The organism is Stenotrophomonas sp. HITSZ_GD (assembly GCF_029543105.1).
In the GTDB taxonomy this organism is placed as follows: domain Bacteria; phylum Pseudomonadota; class Gammaproteobacteria; order Xanthomonadales; family Xanthomonadaceae; genus Stenotrophomonas_A.
Genome location: NZ_JARQXB010000009.1, coordinates 104,198 through 117,754, shown reverse-complemented (window position 1 = coordinate 117,754; position 13,557 = coordinate 104,198). Strand labels below are relative to the sequence as shown.

Here is a 13,557-nt window from a genome sequence, read left to right as displayed (position 1 = left end):
TCCTCAGTGTTCGGATTCTGTGGTTTCCAGGGCTTTCAAGCGTTCGTACAGCGCGTCCTCGATGCCGCGGGGCCGGAACGTGGCCGCGTCCAGCGCGGCGACCTTGACCTCGGCGGCGATCAGCGGCGTGCCCTCGCGGACGATGCGCTGCTCGAACACCAGGCTGGCCTTGCGGCACTGGCGCAGGATGACCTCCACGTCCAGCGCATCGTCCAGCCGCGCCGGCTTGAGGAAGTCCACCCGCATCGACCGCACCGCGAACACCAGCCCGTGGTCCTGCCGCGTGCTTTCCTGCCCGTAGCCGAGCGAGCGCATCCACTCCGTGCGCGCCCGCTCCATGAAGGCGACGTAGCGCGCATGGTAGACCACGCCACCGGCGTCGGTATCTTCCCAGTAAACCCGTGTCGGCCAACTGAATCGCGGCATGCCGGCATTCGATCCGCTCAAAACAGGTCTCCGCTTTCGCCGGGCGCCTCGGCGGTGTCGCGCCGCGGCTGCAGGCCCAGGTGGCGATACGCCTTGTGGGTGGCCATGCGCCCGCGCGCGGTGCGCACCAGGAAGCCCTGCTGGATCAGGTAGGGCTCGATGACATCCTCCAGCGTGCCGCGCTCTTCGGAGAGCGAGGCGGCCAGGGACTCGACGCCCACCGGGCCGCCGTCGAAATGATCGATCAGGGTGTGCAGCAGGCGCCGGTCGAGTTCGTCGAAGCCTTCCGGGTCCACCTTGAGCATCTTCATCGCCGCATCGGCCACCGCCACGTCGATGCGGCCGTTGGCGCGCACCTGGGCGTAGTCGCGCACGCGGCGCAGCAGGCGGTTGGCGATGCGCGGGGTGCCGCGCGAGCGCCGCGCGATCTCGCCGGCGCCTTCCGGCGTGCAGTCGATGCCCAGGATCGCCGCCGAGCGGATGACGATCCGGGTCAGCTCCTCGGGGCTGTAGAACTGCAGGCGCTGCACGATGCCGAAGCGGTCGCGCAGCGGCGCGGTCAGCAGGCCGGCGCGGGTGGTGGCGCCGATCAGGGTGAACGGCGGCAGGTCGATCTTGATCGAGCGCGCGGCCGGGCCCTCGCCGATCATGATGTCGATCTGGAAATCCTCCATCGCCGGATAGAGCACTTCCTCCACCACCGGCGAGAGACGGTGGATCTCGTCCACGAACAGCACGTCGTGCGGCTGCAGGTTGGTCAGCAGCGCGGCCAGGTCGCCGGCCTTCTCGATCACCGGGCCGGAGGTCACCCGCAGGGCCACGCCCAGCTCGTTGGCGATGACATGGCTCAGCGTGGTCTTGCCCAGGCCGGGCGGCCCGAAGATCAGCACGTGGTCCAGCGCCTCGCCGCGCGCCTTGGCCGCCTCGATGTAGATGCCCAGCTGCTCGCGCACCGGCTGCTGGCCGAGGTAGTCGGCCAGGCGCTTGGGGCGGATGCTGGCATCGGCCGCGTCGTCCTCGCGGGTGGCGCTGCTGTCGATGAGGCGGTCCATGGGGGCTACGGCGGCCGGAGGCGGGGAATCGCCGGCCATCTTACCGGCTCGACGTGTCGGCGCGGTCAGATTTCCACCTGCGCGCCGAGTTCGACCAGCCGGTTGCCGGGAATGCGGAAGAAGCCGGTGGCTGGGGCCGCGTTGCGGTGCATGAGCGCGAACAGCTTGTCGCGCCAGATCGGCATGCCGCGGTTGGCGCTGGCCACGATGGTCTCGCGGCTGGCGAAGAAGGTGGTGTCCATCGGGTCGAAGTAGATGCCGCCGTTGTCGCAGGCGCGCGTCAGCGCCAGCGGCACGTCGGGCGTCTCCATGAAGCCGAAGCGCACGTAGACCCGGTAGAACTCGTCGCCGATGGATTCGATCTTCAGCCGCTTGTCCTTGGGCGCATACGGGATCGGCAGCGTCTCCACGTTAAGGAACACGTTGCGCTCGTGCAGCACCTTGTTGTGCTTGAGGTTGTGCATCAGCGCGTGCGGCACCACCATCGGGTCGGCGGTGAGGAACACCGCCGTGCCCGGCACCCGCGCCGGCGGGGCGAGCATCAGGCCGGGCAGGAAGCTGTCGATGCGGATGCCGTCCTTGCGGATCTCCTCGCGCAGCAGCGCGCGGCCGCGACGCCACGTGCGCATCAGGGTGAACACCACGATGCCCAGCGCCAGCGGGAACCAGGCGCCCTGCAGCAGCTTCACCGCGTTGGCGACCACGAAGGCCAGCTCGATCACGAAGAACACCACGCACAGCGGCAGCACCCAGCGGCGGTGCTTGGGCCACAGCGCGCGCGCCACCAGGGCCAGCAGCAGGGTGTCGATCAGCATCGTCATCGACACCGAGATGCCGTAGGCCACGGCCAGGTTGGTCGAGCTGCGGAACACCAGCACCAGCGCGATCACCATGATCGCCAGCAGCCAGTTGATGCCCGGCACGTAGATTTGGCCGATGGTGTCGCGCGAGGTGTGCTTGACCAGCATGCGCGGGATGTAGCCCAGCTGCATGGCCTGGCGCGCCACCGAGTAGGCGCCGGTGATGACCGCCTGGGAGGCGATCACCGCGGCCATCGTGGCCAGGATGATCATCGGGTACAGCGCCCAGCCGGGCACCGCCTCGAAGAAGGGATTCTTCAGCGATTCGGGGCGGTCCAGCACCAGCGCGCCCTGCCCCAGGTAGTTCAGCAGCAGGCACGGCAGCACGAAGAAGTACCAGGCCTGGCGGATCGGCCGCGCGCCGAAGTGGCCCATGTCCGCGTACAGCGCCTCGCCGCCGGTCACCGCCAGCACCACCGCGCCCAGGATGAAGACCCCGTGCCAGCCGTGCTCCATGAAGAAGCGCACGCCCCACCACGGGTTGAAGGCCTTGAGCACTTCCGGCGCGTCGAAGATGTTCCAGATGCCGATCGCCGCCAGCGCCAGGAACCACACCATCATGATCGGCCCGAACACCCGGCCGACCTTCTCGGTGCCGAAGCGCTGGGCCAGGAACACGCAGCACAGCACCGCCACGGTGATCGGCACGATGAACGGATGCAGCGAGGGCGCGGCGATCTCCAGGCCCTCCACGGCGCCCATCACGGTGATCGCCGGGGTGATCACACCGTCGCCGAAGAACAGCGAGGCGCCGAAGATGCCCAGGATGCCGATGAAGTACGCCGAGCGCGAACCCTGCCGGAAGGTGCGCTGCGCCAGCGCCATCAGCGCCATCACCCCGCCCTCGCCCTCGTTGTCGGCGCGCATGATGATGGTGACGTACTTGAGCGTCACCACGATCATCAGCGCCCAGAACGCCAGCGACAGCACGCCCAGCACGGTGTCGTGGTTGCCCTCCAGCCCGTAGTGCGGCGAGAACGCCTCCTTCAGCGTGTACAGCGGGCTGGTGCCGATGTCGCCGAAGACGACGCCGATAGCACCCAGCACCAGGGCCGTGCCGGCCGAAGGCGCATGCCCGCCGTGGGAGCCGTGGGCGGCGTGGGGGGTGGAGGTCTGGGACATGTCGGGCCGAGGGTATCGCCAGCGGGCGTGAAAGGTGAGTGGGGTCGCGCCGCGCCTCAGCGCAGCGCGGCCTGCAGGGCCTTGCGGATCACGGTGGCCACGTCGTCGCCCGCCGCGCCGGCCTCGCGCGCCATGCGCGCAGCCTCGGCCGGCTTGTAGCCCAGCTGCTGCAGGGCCACGGTCGCCTCGGACACCGGATCGGTGCCCAGCGCGCCGGTGATCGGCGCGCCGCCGCCGCCGAAGTCCGCGGCGCGGTCCTTCAGCTCGACCACCATGCGCTCGGCGGTCTTCTTGCCGATGCCGGGGATGCGGGTGAGCGCGGCGACGTCGCCGGTCTGGATGAGGCGGGCGAACTCGTCCACGCTCACGCCCGAAAGCACTGCCAGGGCGATCTTCGCGCCGATGCCGCTCACCCGTTGCAGGTCGCGGAACAACCGCCGCTCGCTCTCGCGCAGGAAGCCGTACAGCGCCACGCTGTCTTCCTTCTGCGCGTAATGGGTGAACAGGATGACGTCCCTGCCCACGTCGGGCAGGTCGTAGAAGGTGCTCATCGGCGCCTCCAGCTCGTAGCCGACGCCACCGACGTCGATCACCAGCCAGGGCGGCTGCTTGTGGGCCAGGAGGCCGCGGAGTCGTCCGATCATGCGAAAGCCTGCGAAGTCATAAGGAAGGAGGACCGCGGCGCGGTCACTTGCGGCCCCAGGCCACGCGCGTACCCACGCCCAGGCGCTGCGCGGTGGCGCGCACGTGCGCATGGGTGATCGCCACGGCCAGCGCGTCGGCCGCGTCGGCCTGCAGCTTGCCCTTGAGGTTGAGCATCACGCCGACCATGTGCTGCACCTGCACCTTGTCCGCGCCACCCTTGCCGACCACCGCCAGCTTGATCTCGCTGGCGGCGTATTCGTGCACGGGCAGGTCGCGCAGCACCACGGCGCTGATCGCCGCGCCGCGCGCCTGGCCGAGCTTGAGCGCCGAATCCGGGTTGCGCGACATGAACACCTGCTCGATGGCCACCTCGTCGGGGCGGTACTCCTCGATGATCGCGGCCAGGCCCAGCAGCAGCCGCTTCAGCCGGCCGGCGAAGTCGCCTTCGCCCAGCAGCATCAGCGGCTGGTGGTGGACGTGCACGGTCCGCCCGCTGGCATCCACGTCGATGATGCCGACGCCGGTGCGCTGCGAGCCTGGGTCGATGCCGAGGATGCGGGCCATGGGCGGGCGCCGTCAGGCGCCCAACGACGCCTGGTCGACGTTCGAGTAGACGTCCTGGACATCATCCAGGTCCTCGAGCATGTCCAGCAGCTTGCGCACCTGCAGCGCGGTGTCGCCGTCCACGGCGATGTCGTTGTCGGCGCGGAAGGTGATCTCGGCGTGGTCGGGCACCAGGCCGGCCGCGCCGATGGCGTCCTTGACCGCGGTGAAGGCTTCCGGCGCGGTCAGCACGTCGATGGCGCCGTCTTCCGGGTAGACCACCACGTCGTCCGCGCCGGCCTCGATGGCCGCCTCGGTGACGCGCTCCTCGTCGCTGCCCGCCGCGAAACTCAGCACGCCCAGGCGCTTGAACATGAAGGCGACCGAGCCTTCGGTGCCCATGTTGCCGCCGCACTTGCTGAAGGCGTGGCGCACATCGGCCACGGTACGCACGCGGTTATCGGTCAGGCAATCGACGATCACCGCGACACCGCCGGGCGCGTAGCCCTCGTAGCGCACTTCCTCGTACTCCACGCCTTCCAGCTCGCCGGTGGCCTTCTTGATCGCGCGCTCGATCACGTCCTTGGACATGTTGGCCGTCAGGCCCTTGTCCATGGCCACGCGCAGGCGCGGGTTGTTGTTCGGGTCGCCCCCGCCCGCGCGGGCGGCCACGCCGATCTCGCGGATGATCTTGGTGAAAACCTTGCCGCGCTTCGCGTCGGACGCGTTCTTGCGGGCTTCGATGGAAGGGCCTCTACCCATGGGTGTTCCACTGCGAGCTGATGACAGGGCGCGGATTTTACCCGATCCCCCACCCGCGCCGCCTTCAGCGCAGGAAATGCCCGTCGCGCAGGAAGGCGGCCACCTGCGCGGCGGCCTCGGGCGAGACCAGCAGCCCGCTGTGGCTGGCGGCCACCTCGCAATGCGCGGCCAGCCCCGGCCAGCGCGTCTCGGCGAGCGCCACGGTGCCGTCGGACACGCCGTCGAGCGGGGCGAACCAGCGCCCGAAGCCGCGCGCCACGGTGCCGGCGACCATGCCCACGGCCGGCCGGCCGTCCCAGACCGGCACGCCCCGGCACAGCAGGCCGGCCGAGCGGCCCAATGCCACGCCCGCGCCGAAACGTCGCAGCCCGCCGGCGACCGCGCTGCCCAGCAGCGGCGATCCCAGGCAGACCACGCGGCTGACGGCCGGCGCGGGCCACTGATGCAGCGTTTCCAAGGCGACCAGGCCGCCGAGGCTGTGGCCGACCAGCGCCTGCGCGCCGCTCGCGGCGATGCGCTCGGCCAGGCGCGGCATCGCCGCCTCGGCGCCGGCGAACAGGCTGGCATAGCCGAACAGCTCCACCTCGAAGCCGGCGCGGCGCAGCCGCCAGGCCAACGGCGCCAGCCAGTGGCGCGAATTCCACAGGCCGTGCAGCAGCAGGGCTTTCATGTCGTGCGCGGCCCCGCGAACATCCGGGAGGTCAGCCGCATTCGACCTTGGTGATCAGGTTGGCGCCATCGACGTAGACGTTGATGCGATCCGGCTTGAAATCGCGCGTGACCGCCTGGCCCGGCGCGATGGGGCGAATCAGCCCGGCGCCGCTTTCCTTCCAGACCCGCGCCATCACCTGCTGGTCGGAGGGCTGGCCGACCGCCCACGCCACGCGATCGGCGTGGCAGGCCCCGTTGCTGCTCACTTGCGGCCCGGGGCTTTCGGGCTGCATCGCCTTCGGCGGCGCGCACGCGGCGAGGCCGAGAACCAGGACGAGACCCATCGCTGCATGCTTCATCGCACCGCTCCGTTGTGGACAGTCGGCGCGGAGCATAGCAGCGCGCCGGCGTAGGCCGGCGTCACGACGGGCATGACCTATGGACGCGGCAGGCCCAGGGAAACGGCGGCATCATCGGGGGCTTCCGTTGTCCACCCGACCCGCCATGCGCTCCCTGCTTCCCCTGCTTGCCGTGCTGCTCGCCCCGATCACCTTCGCCGCCGAGCCGGCGAGCGCGCCGCTCGACGATGGCCCCTACCTGCGCCGTGCCGGCCATGGCCTGGATGCCGAATGGATATGCGACGGACAGGTGCAGCGCGCGCACGTGGCCTTTCGGCAGGGCCGCGCGACGGTGCCGGCGCGTTGCGGCTACCCGCACGCGCTGGAAATCGACGCCGCCGCTGCGCCCCCCGTGCGTGCGCAGCGGCCGATGCCGGCCAGGCTGGCCGCGCTGTCGGACATCCATGGGCAGTACGCGGTGCTGCGCCGGCTGCTGCGCGCCCAGGGGCTGATCGACGCGCAAGACCGCTGGGCCTGGGGCGACGGCCTGCTGGTGGTGGGCGGGGACGTCTTCGACCGTGGACCGCAGGTCACCGAATCGTTCTGGCTGCTGCAGCAGTTGCAGCGGCAGGCGCGGGCGGCGGGCGGCGACGTGCTGTTCCTGCTCGGCAACCACGAGACGATGACGCTGTACGACGACCTGCGCTATCTCAACCCGAAGTACGCGCAAGTGGCCGGGCTGCTGGGCCGGCCGTACCCGGCGCTGTACGGCGGCGACAGCGTGCTCGGCACGTGGCTGCGGCAGGCACCGGCCATGGCGCGGGTGGGCGACACGCTGTTCCTGCACGGCGGCGTCTCGCCGGAATTCCTCGCCCAAGGCATCGACCGCGACGAGGCCAACCTGCGTTACCAACAGTCGCTGGGCACGCCGAAGGCCGAGGTGAAGGCCGATCCGCGCACCGCGCCGCTGTACGACGGCAAGACCAGCCCGATCTGGTACCGCGGCTATTTCGATGGCCGCGCCACGACGGACACCGTGGCGGCGGCGCTGCGCACGCTGGGCGTGGCGCGCATCGTCGTCGGGCACACGTCGATGGCGCATGTGGGCAGCTACTTCGACGGCCGGGTGATCGCGATCGACAGCAGCATCAAGCGGGGGGAATCGGGTGAGATGCTGCTGATCGAGGACGGCGTGCTGAGCCGGGGATTGCTCGACGGGTCACGGGCGACGGTGCTGCCGGGCGATGGGGAGGACGAGGACGACTGAGGCGGGGCCGCCTGCCGCCTGCGAGGTAGATCGGCTCGCCGCCATCAAGCGGATGGGAAAACGGATGCCACCCGCTCAGCGCACGGCATCGCGCCGCAGGATGTATTCCAGGTCGCGCACCTGGCCGACGGGGAATTCGTATTCGCCCACGCGCTGGAACCCGTAGCGGGCATAGAAGCGCTGCGCGCCGAAATTCTCCGACCACACGCCGATCCACAAGCGGCGCGGCCCTTCGCGCTCCAGCCACTGCAGCGCGGTCTCGAACAGCCGGCTGCCCCAGCCGCTGTTCTGGTAATCCTTGATGAGGTACAGGCGCTTCAGCTCGCCATCGCCCGCGGCCACTTCCGGATGCGGCAGGCCACAGGGACCGGCGGCGGCATGGCCCACCGCCACGCCGTCGTCTTCCAGCAACCAGATCGCGTAATCCGGATGCGCCAGCACGATGCGCGAGCGCTCCACCGCATAGGCCTCCAGCAGGAAGGCCTGCAGGTCCTCGTCCGGATACAGGTGGCCGAAGGTCTCGGTGAACGTGCGCGTGGCCAGCGCCGAGAGGATCTCGGCGTCGGCCACGCCGGCGCGGCGGATCGCCAGCGCCATGGCCTCAGCCCTTGGCCGGCTGCGGGCGCACCATCACGTGCACCTCGGCGAGCTGCTCGTCGGCGATGGGCGACGGCGCGTCGGTCATCAGGTCCTGCGCGCCGGTGGTCTTTGGGAACGGGATGACGTCGCGGATCGATTCGGTGCCGGCCATCAGCGCGGCGATGCGGTCGATGCCGAAGGCGATGCCACCGTGCGGCGGCGCGCCGTAATTCAGCGCGTCCAGCAGGAAGCCGAACTTGGACCGCGCTTCTTCCTCGCCGATACCCAGCAGCTCGAACACCGCGCTCTGCATCTCCGGGCGATGGATGCGGATCGAACCGCCACCGATCTCGTTGCCGTTGAGCACCATGTCATAGCCACGCGACACCGCGGTCTTCGCGTTCGCGCGCAGGTCGGCGATGTCGTCCACCGCCGGCGCGGTGAAGGGATGGTGCAGGGCCACGTAGCGCTGCGCTTCCTCGTCCCACTCGAACATCGGGAAGTCGGTCACCCACAGCGGGCGCCAGCCGGCGGCCACCAGGCCGAAGTCCTTGCCGGCCTTCAGGCGCAGCGCGCCCATGAAGTCGGAGACCTTGTTGTAGCCGCCCGCGCCGAAGAAGACGATGTCGCCGTTCTTCGCGCCAACATGCTGCAGCAGCGCGGCGAAGGCGTCCTGCGAGAAGAACTTGGCGATCGGCGAGGTGATCTCGCCGGTCTCGCCCAGCTTCACGTAGGCCAGGCCCTTGGCGCCGTACTTGGCGGCATGCGCGGCGTACTCGTCGATCTGCTTGCGCGAGAGCGTGGCACCGCCCGGAATGCGCAGCGCGGCCACGCGGCCGTCGGCATCGTTCGCGGCCGCGGTGAAGGCGGCGAACTCGCTGCCCTTCACCTGCTCGGCCACGTCCACCAGTTCCAGGTCGATGCGCAGGTCCGGCTTGTCCGAGCCGTAACGACGCATCGCCTCGGCCCAGGTCATGCGCGGGAACTGCGCGTCCAGCTCCACGTCGACCACTTCTTTGAACACCGCGCGGATCATCGCCTCCACGGCATCCTGCACGTCGCGCTCGCGCACGAAGGCGAATTCCATGTCCAGCTGGGTGAATTCCAGCTGGCGGTCGGCGCGCAGGGCTTCGTCGCGGAAGCAGCGCGCGATCTGGTAGTAGCGGTCGAAGCCGGCCACCATCAGGATCTGCTTGAACAGCTGCGGCGACTGCGGCAGCGCGTAGAACTCGCCCGGGTGCATGCGCGCCGGGACGAGGAAGTCGCGCGCGCCTTCCGGGGTGGCCTTGGTCAGGATCGGGGTTTCGATGTCCTGGAAGCCGCGCTCGTCCAGGTAGCGGCGCAGCGACTGCACCAGCTTGATGCGGGTGCGCTGCATGCGCTGCATTTCCGGACGGCGCAGGTCCAGGTAGCGGTACTTCAGGCGGGTGTCCTCGCCCGGGTTCTCGTGCGCGTGGAACGGCAGCGGCGCGGCCTTGTTGAGCACGGTGATGCGGGTGGCGATGACCTCGACCTTGCCGGTGCGGATCTTGTCGTTCACCGCGTGGCGCGCGCGCACCACGCCTTCCACCTGCAGCACGTCCTCGTAGCCCAGGTCGGCGGCGACCTTGAACACCTCCGCGTTGTCCGGCTCCACCGTCACCTGCACGATGCCTTCGTGGTCGCGCAGGTCGATGAAGCAGACACCGCCCAGGTTGCGGGCGACGTCGGTCCAGCCGGCGAGGGTGACGGTTTGGCCGATCAGGGTCTCGTCGACCAGGCCGCAGAAGTGGGTACGCATCGCAGAACTCCGCAAGGGGAATGCCGGCGCAGGCCGCGCCGGAAAGCCCGATATTCTGGGGCCCGGCGGCCGCCCGGGCAAATCCGGCCGGTCACGATCCGTTGGCGCTACCTGCGGCTATAGTCCGGCCAACTCACCGCCGCAAGGATCCGCAGATGTCCCTTCGCCTGTCGCTCGCTGTCTCCTCCCTGGCCGCGCTGCTGGCCCTGGGCGCTGCCGCCCCGGCCGCCGCCCAGGACCGCGGCTACGCCGGCCAGACCGTCACCTGTTCCTCCAACAACAACCGCCGCGTGCAGTGCAACGTGCCGTTCATCGGCCGCGCGGTGCTGGTGCAGAACCTCTCCGACACCCGCTGCGTGGAAGGCAACAACTGGGGCAGCGGCCGCGGTTTCGTCTGGGTCGATCGCGGCTGCCGGGCCCGCTTCGCCGACAGCCGCGAAGGCGGCGGCTGGGGAGGCGGCGGCAACGGCGGCCCGGGCGGCACGATCCGCTGCGAGAGCAGCGACCACCGCCAGCGCCTGTGCAACACCAATTGGCGCGGCGCCACGCTGGTGCGCCAGTTGTCGGACACGCGCTGCATCGAAGGCCGCACCTGGGGCTTCCGCAACGGCAGCATCTGGGTCAACGACGGTTGCCGCGGCGAGTTCGCCGAAGGGCGTGGCGGCTGGGGCGGAGGTGGCCACGGCGGCGGCTGGGGCAACGCCGACCCGAACTACCAGGTCACCTGCAGCAGCGACGACCAGCGCCGCCGCTTCTGCGACTGGGACCGCAACCGCGGCCGCCCGGTGATCGTGCAGCAGCTCTCCAAGACCCGTTGCGACGAGGGCCGGACCTGGGGCTACCAGGGCAACCAGCTGTGGGTGGACGACGGCTGCCGGGCGCGCTTCGGCGCCCGCTGAGCCGCCGAGACCGGAGAAGCGAAGGGGCGGCCATGGCCGCCCCTTTGCGTTGGCGCGGGCTCAGGTGGCCGGCTTGGAATCGCTCTTGGCGGGCGCGGCCGGCGTGCTGGCGCCGCTTTCGGCCAGGTTGCGCTTCTTGTCGCCGTCCTTCTTGAAGTCGGTCTCGTACCAGCCGCCGCCGGCCAGGCGGAACGACGGCGCGGTGACCTGGCGCTTCACCGCTGCCGCGCCGCACGACGGGCAGACCGTGGGATCGGGGTCGGAGAGCTTCTGCAGGCGGTCGAAGCTGTGGCCACACTCGGCACACTGGAAGGCGTAGATCGGCATGGGGGCATACGCAGGTGGAACGGAGACCGGCAATTTTAGGGCAAAGCGGCGCGGTTCAAGGCGCCTGGCCGCGCCGAGGCCACCTTCCCTCCTCCTCCCCGCCCGTGGCCCTCCGTGGCGGTGGCGGCGGCCGCGACCGGGAGCGGTCGCGGCACCGGCCATCGGGCGCTAGCCGCCTGCAACGCCGTCATGCGTACCGCGCAACGGCCTCCGCCACCGCGGCCAGCGCGGCGTTCTGTCCGTCCGGGTCGACCTTCGCCCCTTGCAGGTAGGTCGCCAGCAGCAGCGGCGCGCCCCCGCCCGGCGGCCACAGGATGGCGATGTCGTTGGTGGTGTCCTCGCCGTTGAAGCCGGTCTTGTCGCCCACCTGCCAGCCGGCCGGCAGCCCGGCGCGCAGGCGCTTGCCGCCGGTGCGGTTGTCGCGCAGCCAGGCCGCGAGCAGCGCGCGCGAGGCCGGCTTGAGCACATCGCCCAGGAGCAGGCGCCGCAGGTTGTCCACCATGGCCGCCGGCGTGGTGGTATCGCGGTCGTCACCGGCCGCGAACTCGTTCAACCCCGGCTCGGGGCGATCGGTCCGGGTCACCGCGTCGCCATTGGCGCGCAGGAAGGTGGTCAGCCCCGCGGGGCCACCGACCAACGGCAACAGCAGGTTCGCCGCGGCGTTGTCGCTGCGGGTGATCGTGGCGTGGCACAGCGCGTCCACGCGCAGGCCGTCCGCGCCCACGTGCTGTTCGGTGATCGGCGAGTTGCCCACCAAGTCGGTGGCGGCAATCGGCACGCGCCGGTCCAGCCGCAGGCGGCCGGCATCCACCTCGTGCAGGATCGCGCCCGCCAATAGAAATTTGATGGTGCTGCACATCGGGAAGCGCTCGTCCTCGCGCTGCCCGCCCAGGTGCCGGCCCTGGGCGTCGCGCAGGCTCACGCCCAGCCGCCCGCCCGCGCGCCGCTCGATCTGCGCCAGCGCCGCCGCCAGCGTGCCGCCGGACGGGGTCGCCGGTTTCGCCTGTTTTCCCCATGCCGCCTGGGCTGCCAGCGCACTCGCCGCCAGCGCCGACCACTGCAGGAACCGCCTTCTCGTATGCATCGCGCACCTCCTTGGAAAGCCTGGAGTATCGAAACGTTGACCGCAGCCCACCAGCGAGGATATTCAAGGCGACCCATGAGCTGGATTGATGCCTGCCGATGCCGCGCTCCCGCCTGCCGCTCAATGCGCTGCGTGCCTTCGAGGCCGCCGCCCGCCACCAGAACCTCACCCGCGCCGCCGACGAGCTGTGCGTCAGCCAGGCCGCGCTGAGCCACCAGATCAAGGCGCTGGAATCGCGGCTGGGCGTGCGCCTGTTCGAACGCCTGCCGCGCGGCGTGGCGATGACCGACGACGCCGCCGCGCTCTACCCGGTGCTGAGCGAGTCGTTCGACCGCATCGCCGCGGTGCTCGACCGCTTCGCCGATGGGCGCTACCGGCACGCACTGGCGGTGGGAGTGGTGGGCACCTTCGCCACCGGCTGGCTGCTTCCGCGGTTGCCCGCCTTCGCTGCGGCGCACCCGGATATCGAGCTGCGCCTGCATACCCACAACAACCGCATCGACCTGGCCGGCGAAGGGCTGGAGCTGGCGATCCGCTTCGGCGACGGCGATTGGCTCGGCCACGTCGCCACGCCCATCCTCGCGGCGCCGTTCGCGCCGGTTTGCGCGCCGGGGCTGGCCGCGCAGCTACGCACGCCCTCCGACCTGCGGCGGGTGCCGCTGCTGCGCTCGTATCGTGCCGACGAGTGGGCGAGATGGTGCGAGGTGGCGGGCCTGCCGCCGCTGGAGGCGCGCGGGCCGATGTTCGATTCCTCGCTCGCCCTGGCCAGTGCGGCGGCCGCGGGCGCGGGCGTGGCGCTGCTGCCGTTGTGCATGTTCGAGCAGGACCTGGCCTCCGAAAGGCTGATGCAACCGTTCGCGGCCAGCGCGGACCTGGGCCGCTATTGGCTGACGCGGCTGCGCTCGCGCGCGGAAAGCGAACCGGCGCGGCGGTTTCGCGAGTGGCTGCAGGTGCAAGCGGACTGAGCGCAGCGTCATCCGCCGCGCGCGCCGTTCACGCCGTGGCCGCTGGCCATGACGATCGCCTCGGCGCTGCCCTTCAGCGTGGTGAGCTGTTGATCTGCTGGGGGCTGCTGAAGGCGATCACGCCGGAGCCGTTCCAGGCCGCGCGCTTCGTGCTGCAGGACCCGCGCCGCCGCGTGCAGGACACCCCGCAGCACTTCCGTGCCGAGGTGCACCTGCGCGCAGGTGGCAAGGGCTACGACGTGATGGGCCGGCGCCGC

Annotated in this window: 16 protein-coding genes; 3 read left to right on the top strand and 13 right to left on the bottom strand. The window is 70.6% G+C overall.

Translation table 11 applies throughout. The annotated features are described in order from the left end of the window. Nucleotides 1-3: 3 nt before the first annotated feature. The 8 genes from ybgC to P6166_RS10780 form a co-directional block, all read right to left on the bottom strand. Nucleotides 4-426, bottom strand: a complete 423-nt coding sequence (gene ybgC, locus P6166_RS10815) for a tol-pal system-associated acyl-CoA thioesterase (protein WP_277764468.1) — start codon at nt 424-426, stop codon at nt 4-6. 17 nt (nt 427-443) lie between these two features. Beyond that, a complete protein-coding gene (gene ruvB, locus P6166_RS10810; protein WP_277764467.1) occupies nt 444-1,478 on the bottom strand; it encodes a Holliday junction branch migration DNA helicase RuvB in 1,035 nt (344 codons plus the stop codon). A 65-nt stretch (nt 1,479-1,543) separates the two neighbouring features. Beyond that, entirely contained in the window at nt 1,544-3,460 is a 1,917-nt protein-coding gene (locus P6166_RS10805) for a potassium transporter Kup (RefSeq protein ID WP_277764466.1), read from the bottom strand. Nucleotides 3,461-3,516: 56 nt separating this feature from the next. Further along, the gene (gene ruvA, locus P6166_RS10800; RefSeq protein WP_277764465.1) at nt 3,517-4,104 is read right to left on the bottom strand and encodes a Holliday junction branch migration protein RuvA; all 588 of its coding nucleotides are present in this window, start codon (nt 4,102-4,104) and stop codon (nt 3,517-3,519) included. 43 nt (nt 4,105-4,147) lie between these two features. Further along, nucleotides 4,148-4,669: a crossover junction endodeoxyribonuclease RuvC gene (gene ruvC, locus P6166_RS10795; protein WP_277764464.1), complete on the bottom strand. Its 522-nt coding sequence runs from the start codon at nt 4,667-4,669 to the stop codon at nt 4,148-4,150. A gap of 12 nt (nt 4,670-4,681) precedes the next feature. Further along, a complete protein-coding gene (locus P6166_RS10790) occupies nt 4,682-5,410 on the bottom strand; it encodes a YebC/PmpR family DNA-binding transcriptional regulator (RefSeq protein WP_277764463.1) in 729 nt (242 codons plus the stop codon). Nucleotides 5,411-5,474: 64 nt separating this feature from the next. After that, the gene (locus tag P6166_RS10785; protein ID WP_277764462.1) at nt 5,475-6,080 is read right to left on the bottom strand and encodes an alpha/beta fold hydrolase; all 606 of its coding nucleotides are present in this window, start codon (nt 6,078-6,080) and stop codon (nt 5,475-5,477) included. Between the two features lie 31 nt (nt 6,081-6,111). Further along, nucleotides 6,112-6,456 carry an I78 family peptidase inhibitor gene (locus tag P6166_RS10780; protein WP_277764461.1) on the bottom strand — a complete coding sequence of 115 codons (345 nt, stop codon included), beginning with the start codon at nt 6,454-6,456 and terminating at the stop codon, nt 6,112-6,114. A gap of 109 nt (nt 6,457-6,565) precedes the next feature. On the opposite strand from P6166_RS10780, the gene P6166_RS10775 reads away from it, so the two are divergent. Continuing rightward, a complete protein-coding gene (locus P6166_RS10775; RefSeq protein WP_277764460.1) occupies nt 6,566-7,666 on the top strand; it encodes a metallophosphoesterase in 1,101 nt (366 codons plus the stop codon). Between the two features lie 75 nt (nt 7,667-7,741). Here the strand turns inward: P6166_RS10775 and P6166_RS10770 are convergent, their stop codons facing one another. Continuing rightward, nucleotides 7,742-8,263: a GNAT family N-acetyltransferase gene (locus P6166_RS10770; RefSeq protein WP_277764459.1), complete on the bottom strand. Its 522-nt coding sequence runs from the start codon at nt 8,261-8,263 to the stop codon at nt 7,742-7,744. A gap of 4 nt (nt 8,264-8,267) precedes the next feature. Next, nucleotides 8,268-10,025: an aspartate--tRNA ligase gene (gene aspS / locus P6166_RS10765; protein WP_277764458.1), complete on the bottom strand. Its 1,758-nt coding sequence runs from the start codon at nt 10,023-10,025 to the stop codon at nt 8,268-8,270. Nucleotides 10,026-10,180: 155 nt separating this feature from the next. Here aspS and P6166_RS10760 point away from each other — a divergent pair, with 155 nt between their 5' ends. Next, entirely contained in the window at nt 10,181-10,924 is a 744-nt protein-coding gene (locus P6166_RS10760) for a DUF3011 domain-containing protein (RefSeq protein WP_277764457.1), read from the top strand. A gap of 60 nt (nt 10,925-10,984) precedes the next feature. Here the strand turns inward: P6166_RS10760 and P6166_RS10755 are convergent, their stop codons facing one another. Beyond that, nucleotides 10,985-11,251: a zinc ribbon domain-containing protein gene (locus P6166_RS10755; protein WP_277764456.1), complete on the bottom strand. Its 267-nt coding sequence runs from the start codon at nt 11,249-11,251 to the stop codon at nt 10,985-10,987. A gap of 187 nt (nt 11,252-11,438) precedes the next feature. Beyond that, complete coding sequence (bla, locus tag P6166_RS10750) at nt 11,439-12,335, bottom strand: class A beta-lactamase (protein WP_277764455.1); 897 nt, start codon at nt 12,333-12,335, stop codon at nt 11,439-11,441. A gap of 98 nt (nt 12,336-12,433) precedes the next feature. Between bla and P6166_RS10745 the strand changes: the two genes are divergently transcribed. After that, a complete protein-coding gene (locus tag P6166_RS10745; RefSeq protein WP_277764454.1) occupies nt 12,434-13,300 on the top strand; it encodes a LysR family transcriptional regulator in 867 nt (288 codons plus the stop codon). A gap of 8 nt (nt 13,301-13,308) precedes the next feature. Here P6166_RS10745 and P6166_RS10740 read toward each other — a convergent pair whose 3' ends face one another. Continuing rightward, complete coding sequence (locus P6166_RS10740) at nt 13,309-13,512, bottom strand: hypothetical protein (protein WP_277764453.1); 204 nt, start codon at nt 13,510-13,512, stop codon at nt 13,309-13,311. Between the last annotated feature and the right edge of the window lie 45 nt (nt 13,513-13,557).